Consider the following 22,859-nt stretch of genomic DNA (forward strand, 5'->3'; position numbering starts at 1 on the left):
TGTAAGCTAAAATTTAACTTTTATGATTACCCTTCTTATCTCGCTGGAGAGCTTAAATGCGCTTACTTTTCTTATTATTATCAACTTATATTCTGCTCTTTAGTGCTAACGGTTATGCAGTACAGCAAATTGCCAAACCAATTAACCAGGCCTGGTTAATTTCACAGAACTTGCAAGTAGATAATTTGAATATCAGCGGAATTGCTTTACCTTACGGTTTTATGGCGCTGGCGACCGATGAGGGTAACCAGCTCCAGATTTTAAAACCTGCTGTCAAAAATCATTGGCAAAACCACAGCACAATCACGCTAAGCAACACCCCCGATGAGTTGGATATTGAAGCACTTGCCTGGCAAGAACCCTATTTATATGCTCTAGGTTCACACAGTGCAAAACGCAAAAAAATCAAAAGCAATAAAACTCAAAAAGAGAATGTAAAACGACTTACGCAAACCAGCCCAGAACCCGCCAGACAGCAACTGTTTCGCATTGAATTAAAGTCCAATGCTCAACCTAAATCTATTCAAATACTATCTTTACAAAAGTTCATTGAAAATGACCCTATCCTAAAAGCTTTTTCGGGCATTCCCAGTAAAGAAAACGGCATTGACTTAGAAGGTCTTGCAATTGATCAAAAAGCGAGGCTTCTCATCGGTTTTAGAGGCCCTGTTTTAAGAGGTAATATTGTGCCGATAATGAGAATAAAACTGGCTAAAAATGCTTTTAAAGTCAAAGAGTCTAAAACGATTTTTATTGAAACCAGCGGTACAGGAGTGAGAGGCATTGCCGAAATTCCAAATAGCAATCAATTTTTAGTCTTAACGGGAGCTATGGGTGACCAACCCTTGCCTTATCAAGTCGCTCTGTGGGATGGAGACAATGCCATACCTGGCGCCGATGCTAACCCATCAATTAAACTCCTTTGTGACTTGCCTGTTTCAAAAGGCAAGGCTGAAGGCGTGCAATTTATTAAGCAAACTAAAGAGAAAATTGAATTTTTAGTGGTGTTTGATGGCTTAGAAAACGGGCAACCAACTGCTTTTGAGTGCAGCAAATAATCAAATCAACGCTATTTAGCGCTGTAACAGTGTTTGAATCGATTGAGACCATGCCAAGGATAGCGCGGGGTGTTTAACCGCTTCTTTTAAGATTTTTCTAGAAGCTTTCTCGCTGGCATTATGCCTGGCTAAAAATAAGGTTTTAACTGAAATTCTTGGGAACTTCTTTTCTTGCTCTTCGTTACGGGTTAACCATCTCACTGACTGATTTTCTTGCAACCAACCCTGGCCAAGCACTCGGCAATAAAAACCCACTCGGCCGCTATCACTGTATGCCTTTAAAAACTCACCTGTTTGCCATTTAGAATCTTGTGTAGCTTGTGCATCCAGCTTCCAACATGGAGAACGAGGTTGAGTCACCTCTAGTAAAACAGAGCCGATTTGCAAACGATCACCCAAACAAATTTCGTCTTCATCGATATCGCTAATCGTTAAGTTTTCACCTAAAAACCCGTACGGATGTGATATTTCAAAACGTTGATAAGCACTGCTTGGCAAAACTAAAATCGCTTTATCTTTGCCACCGTGGTTTTTTAAATCGGCCTGTTCATCACCTTCTAACCCAAGTTCCGCAAGCCATAGTTTATCTGCAATGGCAGTTTTATGAATTGCCGTCATAGTGCCAGTTCGCCACGGTTGCTCAACACATTTTCCAATATTTAAAGACACAATTCGCATACAGATTCCTTAATCTAAAACAAGCAAATTAATCGAACGTGCCCTCTGCTCACAAAGCTTAGTTTGCCACAGGGCTTTTACCAGGCCTGGTAACTTTTAAAAACACGTTATTTAAAACAGGCCAGGAAGGTTTTTATACAAGATAAACGCACCCATTAACACTAAAAATATCGCAAAGCCACGTTTGAGTTGCTCTTGGTTAATTCGGCTACTGATTTTATGGCCTAACCAACCACCCACAATTCCAATCACCGAAAACATACCAATAATTTCCCAGTCGACACTTAACTGTAACTCTTGTAAAACATGCAAATACTCTGCAAAACCAGCAAAGGATTTAACCGCAATAATAACCAAACTGGTTCCCACGGCTAATCGCATGGATAAACCGCCAAGTAGCACCAGAGCAGGAATAATTAAAAAACCACCGCCTACGCCAACAAGACCTGTAACCGCACCAACGATAAAACCATCTAGGGCGATTTTATACATCGCTCGCTCTTCTAGTTCCGTTTCCGAATCCAATTTGACGGGCTTAAACATAAGGTACGAAGCGGCAAGCAACAGTACTGAAAAGATTAACATCTGCAATGCGTCACTCACAAAATGCGCTGACCAAGCACCAAATACCGCCCCTGCCATACCAGGTACACCAAAGATCACCACGGTACGCCATTTAACCAAACCTTGTCTGGCATAAGGAATGGCTGAAAATATACTGATAATACCCACAATCATTAAAGAGCCAGCAATCGCTACCTTGGTCTCTTGTCCTACAACGTAGGTTAAAACAGGTACGGTTAAAATGGATCCACCAGAACCTAACAGCCCCAAAGTTAAACCAATAAAAAGTGCGCCTATCCAAGCTAAAATCATTTAGTTTTCCTTTTTCTTTAAAAACACACCACTTTCAATGTGATGTGTGTATGGAAATTGGTCAAACAGCGCTGTTTCAACAATATCATGGGTTTTCTGAATTGACTCTAAATCAATCGCTAGGGTTTCTGGATTACAAGAGATATAAATAATACGGTCAAACTCGGTGACCATTTTGCGGGTTAAATCATCTAAACCAGAGCGTGGTGGGTCAACAAAAATGGTTTGAAAATCGTAGCTATTCAAATCAATATCTTTCAGTCTAAAAAATTCTTGGCCTTGCAAAGCGGCACTAATCTCTTCGGCGGCCATTTTAATCACCGTAAGGTTTTCAACCTGGTTGGCCGCAATATTATATTGGGCTGATGCCACCGAGGTTTTTGAAATTTCAGTCGCTAAAACTCGGTTGTAGTGTTCACTCAATGCAATTGAAAAGTTCCCATTACCGCAATAGAGTTCAATTAAATCGCCCGTAGCATCTTGCGAGACTTTTCGTGCCCAATGCAACATATTTTGCGCCATCTTAGCGTTAGGCTGAGTAAAGCTGTTTTCGATTTGTTGGTAAAAAAAGGTTTTGCCATCTACTTGCAGCTCTTCAACCACAAAGTCTTCATCTAACAAAATCTTTTGTTTACGAGCTCGACCAATAATATGCGTAATTGGCAATGCCACTTTTAAAGCATTTGCCGCATTTAACCAGGCCTGGTCATCTTTAATCGATTTACGATAAATTAACGTAACCAACATTTGCCCGCTTAATGTGGCCAAAAAATCGACCTGAAAAAGACGTTCACGCAGAATCGGTTGTTTGATGATTTCAGCCATCAGTTTTGGCATTAAGTCAGCAATCGACTCAATCGCCATTGGGCACTCTTTTATGGCGACCTTCTCTTTGGTCTCCTGGTCAAACATAATGTAATCTGACTCATCGCCCTCGTGCCAAATTCTAAATTCGGCACGTGCTCGGTAGTGTTCTGGCGTAGAAGCAAAGACCGTTTGCGGCTGCGCTAAAGCAGATTGCGGAAGAAGTTGATTTAATCGAGCCACTTTATCGGCTAATTGACTGTCGTATCGTTCTGGGAATACTTGGCAGAGCATAATCTAAGCTTTATTTTGGGAATTTATCAAAGAGTCGCAATTATACTTGATTCACCGCAAAGTAGATATGCTCTTCAAACCACACTCATAAAACCTTAATAATTCCATGCTTTTACGGCCATTCAAAATATTAGCTTTTGCTTATTAATTTACTAAAAACAGGCATTCTAAATTAGTGATTAGCGTTCAAATCAGGTAAAATGTGCGGTTCTTAGAAATTTACGCAACGCACATACAGCAATTAACAAACGGCTAACTTATGACAAATCGTACCGAACGCATCCAAACTCTTCGCAACCTGCTTAAAGAACGTGTAGTGGTTCTTGATGGGGCTATGGGCACCATGATTCAGAACCTGAATCTGACTGAAGAAGATTTTCGTGGCGAACGTTTTGCCGATTATCACATGGACATCAAAGGCAATAATGACATCCTAGTCATCACCAAGCCAGAAGTAATTCGTGAGATTCATCTTGAGTTTTTGCGCAAAGGTGCCGACATTCTTGAGACTAACTCATTTAACGCCACCACCATTGCCCAAGCCGACTACGACATGCAAAATTACGTTGCTGAAATCAACCTGGCCGCCGCCAAAGTAGCACGTGAAGCGTGTGATATTGCCGAAGCCGAGGATGGTAAACCGCGTTTTGTAACGGGGGTTTTAGGGCCAACAAACCGCACCGCTTCCATCTCGCCAGACGTAAACGACCCAGGCTACCGCAACACCTCTTTTGATGAACTGGTTGAAGCTTATAAACAAGCCACTCATGCCTTGCTAGACGGTGGCGTTGACACCATTTTAATTGAAACCATCTTTGACACTTTAAACGCCAAAGCTGCGATTTTTGCGGTAAAAGAAGTTGAACAAGAAGTCGGTTATGAAGTCCCTATTCAATTAAGTGGAACCATCACTGACGCTTCTGGCCGAACCCTTTCCGGTCAAACCACCGAAGCCTTTTACAATGCGGTTGCACATGCCGAGCCGTTATCAGTTGGGCTTAACTGTGCTTTAGGGCCTGAAGAACTACGCCCTTATGTGCAAGAGTTAAGCCGCGTATGCGAAACTTATGTCTCGATTCACCCCAATGCAGGCCTGCCAAATGAGTTTGGTGAATACGATGAAACCCCAGAACAGATGGCCGAAGAAATTGCGGTTTGGGCAGAGCGTGGTTGGATCAATATTATTGGTGGTTGCTGTGGCACCACGCCAGACCATGTACAAGCGATGGCAGAAGCAGCACTAAAACATCCTGCTCGTCCATTACCCGAAGTGCATCCTGCTTGCCGTTTATCTGGCTTAGAGCCTTTAAACATTGATGAAAAAACGCTATTTGTAAACGTCGGTGAACGTAATAACGTCACGGGTTCTGCTTTATTCAAACGTTTAATCATTGAAGAGAACTACGATGAAGCGATTGATATCGCGGTAAAACAGGTACAAGACGGGGCGCAGATTATTGACGTAAACATGGATGAAGGCATGCTGGATGCCAAAGCATGTATGGTGCGTTTCTTAAACCTGTTGGCATCAGAACCCGAAGCATCACGTGTGCCGATTATGATTGACTCCTCAAAATGGGAGGTGATTGAAGCGGGCTTGAAGTGTATTCAAGGTAAGGGTGTCGTTAACTCTATCTCGCTAAAAGAGGGCGAAGAGGCCTTTATTCACCACGCTAAACTGGTTAAAAAATACGGTGCGGCCGCTATTATTATGGCGTTTGACGAAGACGGTCAGGCCGACACGCTTGAGCGTAAAATCGAAATCTGTAAACGCTCTTATGAAGTATTAACCCAAAAAGTAGGCTTTTTACCACAAGATATTATTTTTGACCCAAACATCTTTGCCGTGGCCACGGGGATTGAAGAGCATAACAACTACGGTTTAGATTTTATAAACGCCGTTACCTGGATAAAAGCCAACCTGCCACACGCTAAAATCTCAGGTGGCGTGTCAAACGTCTCGTTCTCGTTCCGTGGTAATAACCCCGTGCGTGAAGCGATTCACTCGGTCTTTTTGTACTATGCCATTAAAGAAGGCATGGACATGGGGATTGTAAACGCTGGTCAAATGGCGATTTACGATGACTTACCAGAAAAACTGCGTATTGCGGTAGAAGACGTTATCTTAAACAAAGACGCCGATGCAGGTGAGCGTTTACTAGAAATTGCCGCTGAATTCTTAGGAGATGGCAGCGCTGCTTCTAAAGTAGCGGATTTAAGCTGGCGTGAAACCACGGTTGAAAAACGTTTAGAGCACTCGCTGGTTAAAGGTATTACCGACTTCATTGAAGAGGACACCGAAGAAGCCTATCAAAAGCTCGGATCTGGTCTGCTGGTAATAGAAGGGCCACTAATGGATGGCATGAATGTGGTGGGCGACCTATTTGGTTCAGGAAAAATGTTCCTACCGCAAGTGGTTAAATCCGCACGAGTTATGAAACGTGCGGTGGCTCATCTTGACCCATATATTTTAGCGGCTAAAACTGAAGGGCAAGTCAACGGAAAAATTGTGATGGCCACGGTAAAAGGCGATGTTCACGACATTGGTAAAAACATTGTGGGTGTTGTTCTACAATGTAATAACTTTGAAGTGATTGACTTGGGCGTAATGGTACCTGCCGAGAAAATTCTAGACACCGCAGTGGAACAAGGTGCTAACGTTATTGGGCTTTCTGGCTTAATTACCCCTTCGCTTGAAGAGATGGTCAATGTGGCCAAGCTCATGAAAGAGCGCGGTATGAATTTACCACTTTTAATTGGTGGCGCAACTACTTCTAAAGCCCATACAGCCGTTAAAATAGAGCCACAATACGACCACCCAGTTGTATATGTTAAAGATGCTTCTCGTGCTGTGGGCGTGGCGCAAAGCTTAATCTCTAACGACTTAAAAGTAGATTTTGCCGCTAAGATTCGTGCCGAATATGAGCAAGTACGTGAAGAGCGTAAAGCGCGCGCTAAAGAGGTGCGTCGTATTCCTATTAATAAAGCCCGTGAAAACCCATCCTTAACCGACCAGGCCTGGTCAGATTACACCCCTGTAAAACCGAAGTTTTTAGGGGCAAAAGTGCTTGAAGACTTCCCTCTAGAAAGATTAGTAGAACGTTTTGACTGGTCACCGTTCTTTCAATCTTGGGAGCTACACGGTCTTTACCCACGAATTTTAGAAGACAAAGTAGTGGGCGAAGAAGCCAAAAAAGTTTTTGCTGATGCGCAAGCGATGCTTAAACAAATTGTGGACGAGAAATGGCTAACCGCCAAAGCGGTATATGGTTTTTATCCAGCAAACCGCGTGGGTGATGATATTGAGATTTATGCCGATGAAAGTCGCTCTGAAGTGATTCATAAGTTCCACCACATTCGCCAACAGGCCGAGAAAAGACGTGGTGGTGCTAATAACTGTCTATCTGACTTTGTGGCCGCTAAAGCCTCTGGCGTAGTGGATTACATTGGTTTATTTGCCGTTACGGCGGGAATTGGTATTGATGAACATATCGAGCGTTTTGAAGCAAATCACGATGATTACAGTTCCATTATGTTAAAAGCCTTGGCTGACCGTTTTGCAGAAGCCTTTGCAGAAACCTTACATGAGATTGTACGTAAAGAAGATTGGGGTTATGCGCCAGATGAGGCCTTAGATAACGAAGACTTGATTAAAGAACGTTACCAAGGGATTCGCCCTGCCGCAGGCTACCCTGCTTGCCCAGATCACACAGAAAAAGGCACGCTGTGGGAAGTGTTAAAACCCGATGAAAAAATTGGTTTAGACATCACCGAAAGTTTTGCGATGTATCCAACGGCAGCGGTGTCAGGCACCTACTTTGCCCATCCAGAGTCTCGCTATTTTGGGGTAGGGTCATTAGGTCGTGACCAAGTAGAGGACTACGCCCACCGTAAAGGCTGGAGCATTGAAAAAGCCGAAACTTGGTTAGCGCCAAACCTGGGGTACGATCCAGAAGATTTTGCCAACTAAAGTAATTTACTCTTGTTAAAACTAAAAAGCCTAAGAAATTATTTCTTAGGCTTTTTGCTTTGTAAACACTCCACACCTTGTAAAAACCGAGTTGGAAAACCTACCAGGCCTGGTAGGTTGTTTGTTTTTAATAATGTAAACGACGGCTAGAAAAACACCCAATCGAGCGCCATTGATTTACGGCATTGTTAACAAGGTGTTTCAGATCAGTGAATTTGTTTTGCCCATTCGCCAGCAGGAATAGGTTTGGCGTAGATAAATCCTTGAATAATTGGATCACCAATTTTATTCACAATCTCAAGTTGATTGTCCTCTTCTACCCCCTCAACAACCACATCAAGGTCAAAGGTTTTGGCCACTTCAAAAATTGCTCGCACCAGTTTTAAATCATCTTCATTTGAAGCAATGTCATTAATAAAGAGTTTATCTATCTTAAGTTCTTGAACGGGCAACTTTTTTAGATAAGCTAAAGAGGAATAGCCTGTACCAAAGTCATCAATTGAAAAACGTATTCCATAGCGACGCAGATAGTGCATTTTTTCTATTACAGCCTCAAGGTCTGTCATCAGGACACTTTCGGTGATTTCAATCGTTAATTTATTCGCATCAACACCTGTTTTAAGAATCAAGGCATCGATGTAATCGATAAAACCAGGTTTTATAAAATGGCGACCAGAGATATTGACCGAAATATGTACTTTTTTACCCTGCAAAGTTTGCTGCACAATAAATTCACAGGCTTTATTTAGCATCCATTTATCAATTTGGATGATTAATTCCGATTTTTCAGCTATGCCGATAAATACAGCTGGGGAAATAAAGCCTTTCTGCGGGTGAATCCAGCGCACCAAAGACTCGGCATAATGAATCGAACTTTTTGGGTAAACCTGGCTTTGTAGGTAGAACTCAAGCTCATTGTTTTTGATGGCTTTTTCGAGGTCTTTTTCTACCTCAAAGCTGTCATTTGCATTTTTTAAAAGTTCTTCATTAAAAATGACCGTTTGACGCTGGCCGTGCTCTTTAGAGTTATGCAAGGCAATCATACTGTGCCTAAATACTTCTAACGGGCTATCATCATCACTTAATGGGTAAAGTGTCATGCCGATATTAACGGTGATTTTTATGCGATTGTTAGAAATAGAAAAATACTCACCTAAGTGTTCATGTAGTGATTCAGCAATCATATTGAGCTTTTGAGACAAGTCACCATTTTGAAACGAGGTACAAGGAACTCTAATGGCAAACTCATCCCCTCCTACTCTGAAACACTCCATATTTGGTTGCTTAAAGTTTTTTAAGCGCAAAGCGACTAGCTTTAACAGTTCATCACCAAACTCATACCCCATTCCATCATTGAACAATTTAAAACGGTTAAGGTTAATTTTGAGCAATAGGTTTTGCCGTTGAGAGCGTTTCAATTCTTCAAGTTCGGTATTAATCACTTTAAGCAGTGATGCGCGATTCGGTAGTTTTGTCAGCGTGTCTGAATAAGCCAACTCATAGATTCTTGTTTGCTCTTCTTGATTGGTAATCAACACTTCTCTAAATTTAAGTACCGCTTGGCCTAAATTTTTGATCTCACCAGAGGTCGTGGTTTCCACAAGTTTGGTTATCTGAGGTAGTTCAGGTACACGTTTGCTATTTTGAGTTAAAACCGAAAGCGACGAGAGGATGACTCGATGATATTCAGAGAGCTTGCGTGCCGCCAAAATAGCAATTAAAAAGGCAATTAAAGAGGAGGCTACAAACATAATGTAAAGAAGTTGCGTAGAATCTTCCAGTAGCGTTTTAGATGAACTCAGCGTTTGATTTGTTTGTAAAGTGAGCTGTTCTGAAACTTGATAGGCGTTATAGGAAAAATCAAAGAATGATTTTTGAGCGGCGTTAATGTAGTTTTCTGCCGTACTTGGGTCAATGGCAATAATGTCTGTTGCCATTGTCGTAAAGTTTTTAAATTTAACAAACCCAGCCTGCCATTTCGCAATAGATTCTTGACTATTGATATCTTTTGACAAAAAGCTTTTTAAATCTGCAAACTGCTTTTCTAAAATAGCTAATTCATCAATAATTTGTGTATGCTGAATATACAACTGCTCTTGAGACTGGGTTCGTTTTTTTGCCGCCTCAATCAGATTTTCAAGCCGAGAGTGTAATCGCCCTGTTTTTTGAATAAAATTAACGGTTGAACTCATCAGTTGGGCATTTTGCTCAATGCCAACTAGATTACGTTGTTCAGCTTCAATAAAATGGGTTGTGCCATAAAGATAAACTACCCCCATGATGCCCAACCCCAAAAAGGCTGGCAATAAAAAAATCAATAGGGATGAAATCTGTAGTTTTCTCATAAAGTCCTAGTGATTATGTGCTAAACCGCTCTCTCGATTACGGCTTTCAAGCCTACCAAGTAGTTGTGGCCAATCTTGAGGTTGAATGCTTCCGATGTATTCAAACTGATTACCGCCTTTTGGCTTAAAAACGACAATGGTTGTTTCAACTGGAAAGTACCCCATTAAATCCATCATATTTGGGCCGTGTGCCACTAAAACTCGGTTACCGCCACTGGTAACTGGGCGAGAAACCAGTTCACGAGTCTTTTGAATAACAGGTTTTTTTTGCGCACTGGTCATGCCACCAGTGTACATAATTTTGGGTTCCAGTTGATATCGTCCAAAAGCATTCAATGCCGAGTTTTTGGCGCGACACATCGGGCTCGAGTAAATCTCATTCACAGGTATCTCTGCCACACGGATATATTCACCGATTTTTTTGGTGATTGTGCGCCCCTCTTCATTTAAAACTCTCTGTGTATTGCAGTCATTTAAGTCAACACTAGGCACTCTATCAGGTCGAGAGTTATCGGTATTACCGTGACGCATATAGAGAACAAAACCGCCTTGTTTTAGCTGAGTCAGCAACTCAGGCGTGGCGATTTTTTCATTAAAACTTTTTCCTGAAGCCGCATTTGCAACAGAAACAGCGATAAAACAACAAAACAACACACTAATAAATAAACGGTAGATAGGATTTTGTAACGGCAAAATAAACACCAATCTTTTCATTGAAAACGAAACACCATTAAACCTTAAATCATTACAATATTAAAGGCTTTTTACCGAATTATTGAGTATAAAAAGCTTATAATATAACCACATCACAATACGGTAAAAAATGACCCGCCAGCAATAACCTTAACCCCCTTCTTAACCGTTATTTAAGACTCCAATCCATCATTAAAAAAAAACTAAGTCTTAATTACCAGGCCTGGTAAACTGAACTTTTAAAACGCACATGTTCGTGGTCGGTGTATACATTAACTTTGAATGACACTTTGATAAAACATTAACTTTTTGTATGTGAGTTTAAAGTAAAATGATTCAACCATAAAATATAGCATCTACCTTAATCGCAACAAGACATAACCAATAAGTTTTATATGAAATTCAATGCCAACCTTAAAATCGTTATTGTTATCACGTTTCTTCTTATATTATTGTCAGTTTCTATTTCTCTCATTAACTTTTTCGTTTCTCTCAATGCCAAACAAACTGAATTAGAGACCCGTTCTCTGCCTCTATCGCTTGAAAATATTTATTCAGAAATTCAAAGTAATATTATTGAACCCAACTTAATCTCCTCCATGATGGCGCACGATACCTTTGTGACCTATTGGCTATTGCATGAAGAACACAGCCATGAAAAAATTCAGCAATATTTAGCTTCGATTCAACAGAAGTATGGAATGTTTTTAACTTTTCTATCCTCAGAAAGAACTCAAAACTATTATTCACAAAATGGGTTTGTTGAAAAAATGAGTCCAGAAAATCCAGATAATCAATGGTATTTTCGTTTTAAAAATTCAGATAAAGCACACGAAATCAACTTAGATTACAACGACCAGTTTAGCAACACGATGATTATGTTCATTAATCACAAAATATTTGATAAAAACAATAAGCAACTAGGTGTAACAGGTATTGGCATGAGAATGTCCTATATTGACGGCATTTTGAAAGAATTTAGAGAAACCTACCATTTCACGGTGTTTTTTATTAACAAAGATGGCGAAGTCATACTCCGTGAACGTAAAGAAAACCCTTTAACCAATATTGATGAAATACCAAACTTAGGCGCTCTACGTAATGAGATTTTTAGTAATCAAAAAAAGGTAATGGAATATAGCTTTAACGGCGATCGGTTTTTGCTCAATAGTCAGTATATTCCTGAGCTAGAATCTTACCTGCTGGTGCAAGCAAAGCTGGCTGATTTCACCCAAGAAGTTCGTCAAACCTTTTATATTAACCTGGCGTTTTCTATGCTGATTACGCTCATAGTTATCTTTATCACTCTAGCGACAGTACGCCGTTTTAACCGTAAACTCGCCTTTTTGGCACAAAATGACAGCCTGACACATTTACAAAATAGACGCGCTTTTAACGAGGCCTTTACTCAATACTGGAATCTGGCAAAACGCAATAATTCTGAGATGTGTTTAATCTTTTTTGATGTCGATAACTTTAAAGATATTAATGATAGCTATGGTCATCACGTAGGTGACAAAGTGTTAATTCGTATTAGTGAAATACTAAACCACTGCTTAAGAGAAACCGATATTAGTGCTCGTTGGGGTGGTGAAGAGTTTATTATTGGCTTAATGAACACCCCTCTTGATGACGCCAAAAATCTATCTGAAAAATTGCGCATTGAAATTGAGCAAGATGCCGTACTAATCGATCTAACTCAACAACCCGTAACCGTTAGTTTGGGCGTTACTGAATGCCTCATAAACGATAGCCAAGATTTGATTTTTCATCGTCTTGATTCTGCCATGTACGAAGCGAAACGTACGGGTAAAAACAAAACCGTTGGTAGCGATACTCTTTATAAATGAACTTAATTTACCAGGCCTGGTAATATCCAACGGTGCCGCTATATGTGTGTATTGGGTCAAAACGAGAAACCCTATCAACAATTAAGCTGTAGTATTTATATTGCGTCCTAAATTATCTGGCGAGTTTTTTCTACTAGAAGCTTTTGGTATAGATTCAATGCGTGCTATGACACTTTGGACTTGAATCTCTAAAGACTTTAAAGCCAAGCGACAATGCGCTGATTTGTGCTTGACTGTAAACCTTGTTTTGTACCAAAACAGCATTGATTACTCCGTTTACTGACATCTTTCCTCACCCATATCCAAATCTCACTGTTTGTTGTTTTTTCCATCAAAACCTTGATAGGCCACCACTTTTAGAGAGTAACAACTCGGTCTCGTCCATTTTTCTTAGCTTCATATAGAGCGGAATCGACACGCTCAACTAAGCTTTCTAAGGTGTCATCCACTCTAACCTCAGTAACACCAAAACTTGCTGTAACAGTATGACCTGGTAACAACGTAATCTGTTTAATTTTGGTTCTTAAGGTTTCTGCGATAATGCAGGTTTTTTCTAGACCCGCCGATGGAAGAAGTATCAAGAATTCTTCACCACCCCAACGACATATCACATCAGTCTGTCGCTGATTTTTATCAAGAACCTGTGCCACATCAATCAGCACTTTATCTCCCATATTGTGCCCAAATTGGTCATTAATTTTTTTAAAAAAATCAATATCTAGCATAATTAGGCTCATCTCGTTCTCTCGCCCTTTCATGCTCACAAACTCAGAGGTAAAAATCTCAGTAAACTTATAACGGTTGTATAATTTTGTTAATGGGTCTTTGGCAGCCAAACCTTCATAAGGTTTACTTTTTTGTTCAAGCAATGTATTGATTTCTTGTAACTCACTTTGAAACTTTCTCATAATAACCGCCCAATTACTGTATGAGAGTGAAATCAATTCATTTTGTGTAACGATTCCTTGCAACTCACCCTCCTCGCTTACCACGACCACACCTTTAAAGTGCTTTTCTTGGATAAATCGTAAGGCCGCTTTAATGGACATATTGGCGTTGATTGTTTCAACAGGTTTGCTCATGTAATCCTCAAGAGGACATGCAAGATGGCTGTGTTTATCAAAAAGACGCATTACATCTTAGATGGTAAAAATACCTTTTATGCCTTTGCCATCCTTGGCGATCACACAATCTGATTGTGTTTAACCATCAAGGCAATGACATCTTCTGTTTTATCAGACGCTTTTACCCAAATATCACCGCGATGACGCTTTAATACATCACTAACGGAGTAGTTCTCAAGAAGAACTTAGGGATCGATACTATTAACAATGTCGCTATGGGTTAATATGCCACACAAATCACCTTGCTCATCTACAATATCAATTTGGTCAATTTCGTCTTTTAAAAACGCCACACAATCTAGAATATTATCGTCTTTATTCACCATGGAAAGCCTTGGCATATCAAGCTCTTTTAATGCGGTATCAGGAGACACTTTTTGGAGGTTAAATTGCAAAACTTCTTTAGCACGCAAGATATGGTGGTAATGCTCCCCGCAACAATAATATTGCGATGATTGAACGCTAACATTTGATCTAATGCCTCTTTCAAGGAAGCCTTAGAATGAATCTTAAGAACATTTTTTGAACAGATATCATAAACATTTGGAAAACGCATTAATTCTCACTTCTTTAATTGCTTAACCACTTAATTTTACGCTTATTACAAGAAGCACTCCGATTCATTTATATAATAATTATTTAAAATCAAATAACAGATTTACCGCACATTACAGGCAAACCTGCAATAGGTTATAAAAAATACAACCTCACTCAATAAGTCTTACTTATTGACCCAATAAAAACCCTGTATTGACTCAGTTATTAAAAGACTGAACAATAGCGATAATATTGAAAACTGATATAAGGGCTATGCTTTATGGAAATTACCGTTTGGTCTGGATGGATAGCAGGCCTGGCAATTGGATTATTTGTTATTTTGCATTTTTGGTTAATCGGTAAGCCTGCAGGCTGCTCGACTGGCTACGGAAACGTCTGTGGTTACATATGTAAAAACATGAGTTACTACCACGAGGGCGAATACCGCGAAAAAAACAATCCTAAACTTTGGTTTTTAATAGGCATTCCAATAGGGGGATTATTAAGCGCTTTAGGTTCTGATGACCCTTGGCATATTAGTTTTGATATGGGCATGTATGAAGAAATTTTGCCACAATCTGATGCCGCAAAAGCGATTTGGCTTATGTTTGGCGGGATGTTATTAGGCTTTGGCGCACGTTTAGCGGGTGCTTGCACCACAGGTCACGCGCTGGTGGGCGGTGCAATGATGAACCCTCCTAGCTTGTTAGCTGGTGCGGTATTTTTTATGAGCGCATTTATTACCACTAGACTGTTGTTTGGCACTTAAATATAACACCAGCTAAGACCTTATCGGCAAGGCTTAAATTAAAAAGAATTCACTATGACAAAAGAAGATAAAGAGCAAAAAAAAGAAAAGCATAACTTACCATTAACCAAGAGCATTAAACTGACGTTAATCTCTTTTAGTTATGCCTACCGTGCCAATATTTTAGGTCTGTTTATGGGAGTGATGTTTGGCTTTTTAATGAGTCATGCAGGGGCAACGACCTATGACTTTCATGCCAAGATGTTTCTGTTTATTGATATGCAATTAATGAAGGTAATTGGTACCGCTGTTGTGGTTTCAATGATTGGGGTTTATTTATTAAAGAAATACCATGTACAAGCTTTAACAACAGGCATGGAAGTAGACTTTGTTAAAAAACCGTATCAACAAGGCTTGATTGCTGGTGCATTTTTGTTTGGCATTGGCTGGGCTATGACGGCCTCATGCCCTGGTACTGTACCCGCGATGATCGGTGAAGGTAAAATCAGCGCCCTCTTTACCTTATTTGGTTTGCTTTTGGGTACAATGGCTTATGGGGTTTTACAAAGTTTTATTGCACACAACGGCCGTTATTCAGATGCATTTAAAGACTAATTCTTTACGGTTAAGCGCATTTTAGATTGATAAAAACAAAAAAATTAACCACGAAGACACGAAGAATTCTAAAACTAAACCCGTTTTATTTGAGCAAATAGCCGTACTAATTGCCATTTGTTAGTCGTTAGTCGTTATAAAATCTTATAAATAAAGTATTTATGTCGCATGAGTTAAAACACAGGAACGGTGTTATTTCTAATCGCCATTACCCCTTTTAAACCTTCGCGTTTTCGTGGTTGATTCTGACGAATCAATCACAAAATATGGATACCTTTCTTTACAAATAGACTTTAATAATTAAAGCCTATACTCTCTGATTATTTCTTTAAGTTAGTTACTGTTTAGAGTGACTCAGCATTCGCATATGCAATAAAAATCATCAATAACCTATAAATTCCTTTTAATTTCATTATAATACCTTCTTTTTCAAATTCTTAGCGGCCAATAAGCCAGTGAAAACACTGCGATTTTGCCACTACCCCTAGATAGAGAGCGAGCCATGAAAACGGATCACATTCGCAATGTTGCGATTATTGCCCACGTTGACCACGGGAAAACCACCCTGGTTGACCAATTACTACAGCAGTCTGGAACATTTGACGATGTTCGTAAAGACTTGGGCGAACGTGTCATGGACTCGAATGACCTAGAAAAAGAACGTGGAATCACCATCCTTTCTAAAAACACCGCAGTTAACTGGAACGGTTACCGTATCAACATCGTAGATACTCCAGGCCACGCCGATTTTGGTGGTGAAGTAGAACGTATTCTTTCTATGGTTGACTCAGTTTTATTACTTGTTGACTCTGTTGAAGGGCCAATGCCGCAAACACGTTTTGTAACATCTAAAGCCTTAGCTCAAGGGCTTAAGCCGATTGTTGTTATTAACAAAATCGACCGTCCTGGTGCACGTCCTGACTGGGTACTTGACCAAACGTTTGACCTATTTGACCGCTTAGGCGCAACCGATGAGCAGATGGACTTTGACGTTATCTACGCTTCTGGTTTAAATGGTTTTGCTGGTTTTGATGAAGATGTTCGTGAAGGCGATATGGAGCCTGTATTCCAAACTATCGTTGATAAAGTGGCCGCTCCTGACGTAGATTTAGCAGGTCCTTTCCAGCTGCAGTGTATCTCTCTTGATTACGATAACTACAAAGGTGTTATTGGTACAGGTCGCATTAAACGCGGTGCGGCTCAAGTGGGTATGCAAGTTGTGATCGTGGATGCGAAAGGTAATCAGCGTAAAGGCAAGATTGGTGAAATCTTTGGTTACATGGGTCTTGAACGTGTTAACGTTGATGAAGCACATGCCGGTGATATCGTTGCATTCTCTGGTTTAGATCCGCTAAATATCTCTGATACTTTATGTGATCCTAACCACCCAGAAGCCTTACCTGCTCTTACGGTTGACCAACCTACTGTAAGCATGACTTTCCAAGTTAACGACTCTCCGTTTGTTGGACAAGAAGGTAAGCTATTAACTTCTCGTCAGATTCGTGAGCGTTTAGAGAAAGAACTAATCACAAACGTGGCATTACGTGTTGAAGACACTGAAGATGCGAACAAATTCCGTGTTTCGGGTCGTGGTGAACTTCACCTTTCAGTATTGATTGAAACCATGCGTCGTGAAGGTTTTGAGATGGGGATTTCTCGTCCAGAAGTAATCTTCCGTGAAATTGATGGTGAAATGCAAGAACCTTATGAAACCTTAACGGTTGACGTTCCAGAGTCTGCTCAAGGTACGATTATGGAAGGTTTAGGTCTGCGTAAAGCCGAAATGCAAGACATGGTTCCAGACGGACACGGTCGTGTGCGTATCGACTTCATTATTCCTTCACGTGGATTAATTGGTTACCGTACCGAGTTTATGACAGCCACTCAAGGTGAGGGTTTAATCTTCTCAAGTTTCTCTCATTACGGCCCTAAATTCACTGGTACTTTAGGTGAAAGAACACGTGGTGTACTGATTTCTATGGAAAAAGGTAAAGCGCTGGCATTCTCTTTATTTAACCTACAAGACCGTGGTCGTTTATATGTTGGTCACGGTGAAGAAGTGTATGAAGGTATGGTCATTGGTCTGCACAGTCGTGCTAATGACTTAACGGTTAACCCTGTTAAAGGTAAGCAGTTAACAAACATGCGTGCTTCTGGTACAGATGAAGCTCTAACGTTAACACCACCTATTCGTTTCTCGCTTGAACAGGCACTTGAATTCATTGATGATGATGAGTTAGTTGAAGTCACGCCAGAAAGCGTTCGTATTCGTAAGAAATTACTGACCGAGAACGAACGTAAACGTGCAGGACGCTCTAAAGGATAATCTTTTAGCGTCTAAACAGAAAAAGGTCTCAGTAATTGAGGCCTTTTTTTTGCTTTAAAAAAACACGCATTTCACTTTAACCAGGCCTGGTTAAATAGGTTTAATCCATTTTACAAAAAAACCTAAACGTAAAATCAATATCCTTAATTCTTGTAATGATAGAATAAAAAATTATTGCTCTCGATTCACCTTGTTTTCACAATTAAGGACCGTTCACTTCATGCTTCATAAGATCATCTTATTTTCTGCCGTGACATTCTTGTTGGGGTGTTCACCGTCTGAGTCCCCCTCTTCAAGAGAGCAGAATATAGATTTAATTATCTACAGCGGCATTACCATGGTGAGACCATTGAATGTGCTTGTCAAAGAATTTGAAGCAAAAAATAACGTTAATATTGAAATCAAACAAGGGGCAACAGGCTACCTTTATAAAACGATTAAAGCGGAGCAAAAAGGGGATATTTTTTTTCCTGGTTCTGATTCGTATCGTATTAAAAATCAAGCCGATGGTCTTTTAAAAGATTATGTATTTGTGGGCTATAACCGTCTGGCATTAGTGATTGCTAAAGGCAACCCTAAAGGTTTAAGCAATGAGCTCACACAACTGATTAATCCTGAATATTCTGTGGTTTTATCCGCACCTGAATCTGGCGCTGTAGGAAGAGCCGCCAAAGCTTTGCTAGACCAACAAGGATTAACCAAAGAGGTTTACGACAATGTTACCTACTTTACAACCGATTCTCATCGTATATTCAATGCGATACAAAATGGCGATGCTGACGTTGCCATAAACTGGTATGCAACAACAAAATGGCCTGAAACAGAAGATTATATGGATGCCATTTTATTGCCCGAAGACATTGCAAAACCGAAAAGGCTCGAACTAAACTTATTATCCTTTTCCAAACAACCAGGCCTGGCCATGCAGTTTATGCAGTATGCGAGTTCTAAACATGGATTAGAAACATTTGCTCAATATGGTTTTTTAACAGAACAAGAGTTAAAAACCGCCTTGGCTCACTTAAAAACAGAGAAACAAACAACCAAATCGGTTGAGAAAGAGGCACAATGAAAACCTTAAAACGCCCTTACTTAAACCACACTCCAAGAAATTTATTCCTTTTGCTCCTTATTTTTATATTTGGTATTGGTTCTCAAGCGGTGCTTAATCTCAGCATTTCTAATTTTATTTCGGAATTAGACCAAAGAGTTCAAAACTCTGAAGTAGAAAACCTTTTAGGCCAAGAAATTATCTTAGAAATCCATAAAATTGAATCTGATTTCTTTCAAATGGCGGCATTCCCAAATAAGCATTTAAGAAAAATACTTATTAAAGACATTCTTAAACAACAAGAAGCGATTAAAGACGCCTTAACCATCTTAAATGAAGGCGGAATCTATAAACATCATATTGATTTAAACCTGCCCAATACTGAACGCCAATTTGATATTTTGTTGTATAAACCAGAAATAAAAGACATGTTTTCCTTTTCACGTTCCGATATTCTGCCTAAATTCACCATCATCAATAGCAAAATGGATGAATTGACACAACGTTTAGAAGAGATAGATCTCTTACGTAAAACCAATTCTCCAAAACTCTCTGAAGCAATTACTGAACTTAAGCTCCAAGTAAAATTCATTAAACCTTTATTTGTACGCATCAAGGAAGATGCTAATCATATTTTTCACCAAAACAAACTGCATTTTAAACAGACCAGAAAAGAGGTTGAAGCTCAGAAGAAGTTTTATCAGAACATACAAATTTCACTCACCCTATCGGTATTTATTCTTGGTTTAATTGCCTTTTATACACTCAGTCGAAATATTCGTAACACCACCCAAGAAATTCAAACCAATCAAGACTACACTCAAGACATTCTTGACTCACAATCTAATATTATTATTGTGAATGATGGTGTCAATATTATCGATGCCAGTGGTGGTTTTTTTAAATTTTTCTCAAACTATCCAACATTAGATGCCTTTGCCAAAGACTACACTTGTATTTGCGATTTATTTGTTAAAGAGCCAGGCCTGGTCTATAAATTTGAGGATAAAAATTGGATTGAATTCTTAATTAAGAATCCAGAGCAGACGCATAAAGCAAAAATTAATTATCAAGGTGTGATAACCACTTTTCAGCTCAATGCAGTTAAATCCGATAAATATCATCGCTACATCATTTCTATGTTTGATATTTCAGGGAATGAAAAAACCAACCGCATCCTACAAGAGCAGAAAAACCAAGCGCTTGAAGCGACTCAAGCAAAAGGTGCATTTTTGGCAAATATGTCCCATGAAATACGCACTCCTTTAAATGCCATCCTTGGCTTTATTGGTTTGTTAAAAGATAAAACGCATGATGAAGAATCCACCAAATATTTAGATACCATTGATAACTCAAGCCACTCCCTGCTCGGTATTATTAATGACATATTAGATTTCAGTAAGATTGAAAGCGGAAAGCTCAATATTGACCCTGTTGTTTTCAATCCAATCAAAGAGTTCAGCTCTACCGCTGATCTATTTCGAGCGCGATGCAGTGAAAAACAACTGACCTTTTCGATTGAGCTATCAGAAACACTTCCAAACGGCTTAAAGTGCGATGTTTTGCGCATTAAACAAGTGCTTTCTAACCTTATTTCAAATGCAATTAAGTTTACGGATTCACATAAAAGCATTTATTTAGAAATTAGTTATGCACACGGTTATTTACATTTTTCTGTTAAAGACCAAGGCATTGGCATTTCTAAAGAAGCTCAAGAACATATATTTGAAGCCTTTGCACAAGCCGAGACATCGACTACTCGAAAATATGGTGGTACTGGCCTTGGTTTAGCTATCAGTGCAAAACTAGTGCAAATGCTAGGAGGAGAACTGCATGTCGAATCCACGCTTGGCAAAGGAAGCCGTTTTTACTTTAGTGTACCAGCCAAAATCGTAGAAATAACAGAAAGGCCTGCATTGCAGAGTCTTTCAGCATCTCAACTAGCAGGCCATATCCTATTGGTTGAAGACAATAAAACCAACCAACTACTCATGAGTGCAATTCTCACTAAACAGGGCATTACTTTTGATTTAGCCGAAGATGGCCTAGAAGCCGTTTCAGCGGTGACAAAAAACCACTACGACCTAGTGTTAATGGATGAAAACATGCCAAATCTAAACGGCATTGAAGCGACGAAACAAATAAGAGAATGGGAGCAACAACAAAACCTTAATCGACTCCCTATTATTGCTTTGACAGCCAATGCAATGACTGGCGATAGGGAGCGATTTGTCTCTGCTGGGATGGATGAATATCTAACGAAACCCGTTAACATTCCTAAATTACATGAGATTTTTAGGCTTTATTTAACCAGCAGTGTTTAATAATTCCTTCACGTTACTTAAACAATCATTAGTTCAAATCAAGCTCAATTTATTGGATTTTGTGACTTTATTAGACTATGAAAAGCGTTTTTTTCTAGTAAACTTAGAAATAAAAATATTTTTGGAGTCTTAATACATTGATACAGCCAGCTTATTTGTACCCTCCCATCGAGCCTTATGTTCAACATAGTCTTCAAGTAGACAGCACACACTCCTTACATATAGAAGAGTGCGGAAACCCTGCGGGGATTCCTGTGCTGTTTATTCATGGCGGTCCAGGTGGTGGGTACTCAGCCATTCATCGTCAATACTTTTGTCCACAACGTTACCGTATTATTTTATTCGACCAACGAGGTTGTGGTAAATCACGTCCCCACGCCTGTATAACCAAAAATACAACCGCTCACCTCATAGAAGATATTGAAAAAATTCGCCGCCATCTAACGATTGATAAATGGTTATTATTTGGTGGCTCTTGGGGTTCAACACTTGCACTGCTCTACGCTCAAACTTATCCCGAAAGAGTACTTGGCTTAATTTTGCGAGGCATTTTCTTATGTCGCGAACAAGACTTGAACTGGTTCTACCAAAAAGGGGCTGATCAATTCTATCCCGAATATTGGGAGGACTTTATTGCCCCAATTGAGCCTAATAAACGTCACAACATGATTGCTGCTTATCACGAATTATTAACCAGCGATAATGAAGTTGCGCGAATGCGTGCCGCTGAAGCGTGGTCCATTTGGGAGGGCAGAACCTCTAATCTTGAAACCGATCCAAATATTGTTAAGCATTTTGGCGAGCCTTTTCATGCTTTAGCGATGGCACGAATTGAGTGCCATTACTTCCGCCATGAAGCCTTTATTGAAAAAAACCAGATTCTACAAGACATTGACTCCATCAAACACCTGCCTATCACCCTTATTCATGGGCGATATGATATGGTTTGCCCAATCAATCAAGCTTTTGATTTGCATAATAAGTTACCGTTATCGAAATTAATCGTGTGTAACCATTCTGGGCACTCCGCCATGGAACCTGAAATTGCGAAAATGCTGGTTGAAACAACCGATTTATATGCCGAACAACTGGGTGAGATATGATTTGCTTACTTCAAAGAGTCACTCAGGGAGAAGTTTCAATCAACAATGAAGTCGTTGGCAAAATTGGACCAGGCCTGGTCGTTTTAACAGGCTTTCAACCAGGTGATCAGAGTGAAACACTTCATAAGATGTCGCACAAGCTTTTGCACTATCGCGTATTCTCGGACAACAACGATAAGATGAATCTTAATGTTCAACAGGTTTCAGGAGGAGTGTTACTGGTACCCCAATTCACCTTAGCGGCTGACACAAAATCAGGCCTAAGACCGAGTTTTTCGACGTCAGCCCCACCCGAAATCGCTACCAAACAATTTGATGAATTTGTTCAATATACTCAATCACTCTACCCATTCATTCAAACTGGCAAATTTGGTGCTGATATGAAAGTGAGTTTAATTAATGATGGTCCTGTCACATTTTGGTTAGAAATTTAATCCTATTTTGATTTAAATCACCATCTAGC

18 protein-coding genes are annotated in these 22,859 nt (G+C 39.8%); 10 read left to right on the top strand and 8 right to left on the bottom strand.

Translation table 11 applies throughout. The features are described from left to right. The first annotated feature begins 56 nt into the window (after positions 1–56). The gene (locus A379_RS06020) at positions 57–1,058 is read left to right on the top strand and encodes a DUF3616 domain-containing protein (RefSeq protein ID WP_051145043.1); all 1,002 of its coding nucleotides are present in this window, start codon (positions 57–59) and stop codon (positions 1,056–1,058) included. A gap of 15 nt (positions 1,059–1,073) precedes the next feature. On the opposite strand, the gene A379_RS06025 is transcribed toward A379_RS06020, so the two are convergent. The 3 genes from A379_RS06025 to trmA all read right to left on the bottom strand — a co-directional run bounded on the left by A379_RS06025 (position 1,074) and on the right by trmA (position 3,710). Continuing rightward, positions 1,074–1,736, bottom strand: coding sequence for an MOSC domain-containing protein (locus A379_RS06025; protein ID WP_040726713.1), 663 nt, complete (start codon positions 1,734–1,736; stop codon positions 1,074–1,076). Between the two features lie 111 nt (positions 1,737–1,847). Then, positions 1,848–2,612 (bottom strand): sulfite exporter TauE/SafE family protein, encoded by a 765-nt coding sequence (locus A379_RS06030; protein WP_040726714.1) that lies wholly within the window; start codon positions 2,610–2,612, stop codon positions 1,848–1,850. Beyond that, positions 2,613–3,710, bottom strand: a complete 1,098-nt coding sequence (trmA, locus tag A379_RS06035; RefSeq protein WP_040726717.1) for a tRNA (uridine(54)-C5)-methyltransferase TrmA — start codon at positions 3,708–3,710, stop codon at positions 2,613–2,615. Between the two features lie 259 nt (positions 3,711–3,969). Between trmA and metH the strand changes: the two genes are divergently transcribed. Further along, entirely contained in the window at positions 3,970–7,680 is a 3,711-nt protein-coding gene (gene metH, locus A379_RS06040) for a methionine synthase (protein ID WP_040726718.1), read from the top strand. A gap of 206 nt (positions 7,681–7,886) precedes the next feature. On the opposite strand, the gene A379_RS06045 is transcribed toward metH, so the two are convergent. Together A379_RS06045 and A379_RS06050 are read right to left on the bottom strand one after the other, a co-directional pair. Continuing rightward, positions 7,887–10,025 (bottom strand): bifunctional diguanylate cyclase/phosphodiesterase, encoded by a 2,139-nt coding sequence (locus A379_RS06045; protein ID WP_040726721.1) that lies wholly within the window; start codon positions 10,023–10,025, stop codon positions 7,887–7,889. A 6-nt stretch (positions 10,026–10,031) separates the two neighbouring features. Beyond that, a complete protein-coding gene (locus tag A379_RS06050; RefSeq protein ID WP_051145044.1) occupies positions 10,032–10,739 on the bottom strand; it encodes a histidine phosphatase family protein in 708 nt (235 codons plus the stop codon). A 374-nt stretch (positions 10,740–11,113) separates the two neighbouring features. Here A379_RS06050 and A379_RS06055 point away from each other — a divergent pair, with 374 nt between their 5' ends. Next, positions 11,114–12,568: a sensor domain-containing diguanylate cyclase gene (locus tag A379_RS06055; RefSeq protein WP_040726724.1), complete on the top strand. Its 1,455-nt coding sequence runs from the start codon at positions 11,114–11,116 to the stop codon at positions 12,566–12,568. A 154-nt stretch (positions 12,569–12,722) separates the two neighbouring features. Here the strand turns inward: A379_RS06055 and A379_RS13220 are convergent, their stop codons facing one another. The 3 genes from A379_RS13220 to A379_RS12665 form a co-directional block, all read right to left on the bottom strand. Continuing rightward, positions 12,723–12,854 (bottom strand): hypothetical protein, encoded by a 132-nt coding sequence (locus tag A379_RS13220; protein ID WP_255325077.1) that lies wholly within the window; start codon positions 12,852–12,854, stop codon positions 12,723–12,725. A 70-nt stretch (positions 12,855–12,924) separates the two neighbouring features. Beyond that, positions 12,925–13,650 (bottom strand): diguanylate cyclase, encoded by a 726-nt coding sequence (locus A379_RS12660; RefSeq protein ID WP_051145045.1) that lies wholly within the window; start codon positions 13,648–13,650, stop codon positions 12,925–12,927. A 227-nt stretch (positions 13,651–13,877) separates the two neighbouring features. Then, positions 13,878–14,087: a CBS domain-containing protein gene (locus tag A379_RS12665; RefSeq protein ID WP_051145046.1), complete on the bottom strand. Its 210-nt coding sequence runs from the start codon at positions 14,085–14,087 to the stop codon at positions 13,878–13,880. 422 nt (positions 14,088–14,509) lie between these two features. Here A379_RS12665 and A379_RS06065 point away from each other — a divergent pair, with 422 nt between their 5' ends. The 7 genes from A379_RS06065 (at position 14,510) to dtd (ending at position 22,830) form a co-directional block, all read left to right on the top strand. Then, positions 14,510–14,998, top strand: coding sequence for a YeeE/YedE family protein (locus A379_RS06065; RefSeq protein ID WP_040726727.1), 489 nt, complete (start codon positions 14,510–14,512; stop codon positions 14,996–14,998). A 54-nt stretch (positions 14,999–15,052) separates the two neighbouring features. Then, entirely contained in the window at positions 15,053–15,592 is a 540-nt protein-coding gene (locus A379_RS06070; protein WP_051145047.1) for a DUF6691 family protein, read from the top strand. 502 nt (positions 15,593–16,094) lie between these two features. After that, positions 16,095–17,918 (top strand): translational GTPase TypA, encoded by a 1,824-nt coding sequence (gene typA, locus A379_RS06075; protein ID WP_040726729.1) that lies wholly within the window; start codon positions 16,095–16,097, stop codon positions 17,916–17,918. A 220-nt stretch (positions 17,919–18,138) separates the two neighbouring features. Then, the gene (locus A379_RS06080) at positions 18,139–18,990 is read left to right on the top strand and encodes a substrate-binding domain-containing protein (RefSeq protein ID WP_081696354.1); all 852 of its coding nucleotides are present in this window, start codon (positions 18,139–18,141) and stop codon (positions 18,988–18,990) included. Then, positions 18,987–21,293: an ATP-binding protein gene (locus A379_RS12670; RefSeq protein ID WP_051145048.1), complete on the top strand. Its 2,307-nt coding sequence runs from the start codon at positions 18,987–18,989 to the stop codon at positions 21,291–21,293. The genes A379_RS06080 and A379_RS12670 overlap by 4 nt, the downstream gene beginning before the upstream one ends. 137 nt (positions 21,294–21,430) lie before the next feature. Further along, entirely contained in the window at positions 21,431–22,396 is a 966-nt protein-coding gene (pip, locus tag A379_RS06090) for a prolyl aminopeptidase (protein ID WP_106381688.1), read from the top strand. Further along, positions 22,393–22,830 carry a D-aminoacyl-tRNA deacylase gene (dtd, locus tag A379_RS06095; protein WP_040726735.1) on the top strand — a complete coding sequence of 146 codons (438 nt, stop codon included), beginning with the start codon at positions 22,393–22,395 and terminating at the stop codon, positions 22,828–22,830. Before pip ends, dtd begins: the two co-directional genes overlap by 4 nt. Positions 22,831–22,859 lie beyond the last annotated feature (29 nt).

It is taken from the genome of Thiomicrorhabdus sp. Kp2 (assembly GCF_000478585.1).
GTDB lineage: Bacteria > Pseudomonadota > Gammaproteobacteria > Thiomicrospirales > Thiomicrospiraceae > Thiomicrorhabdus.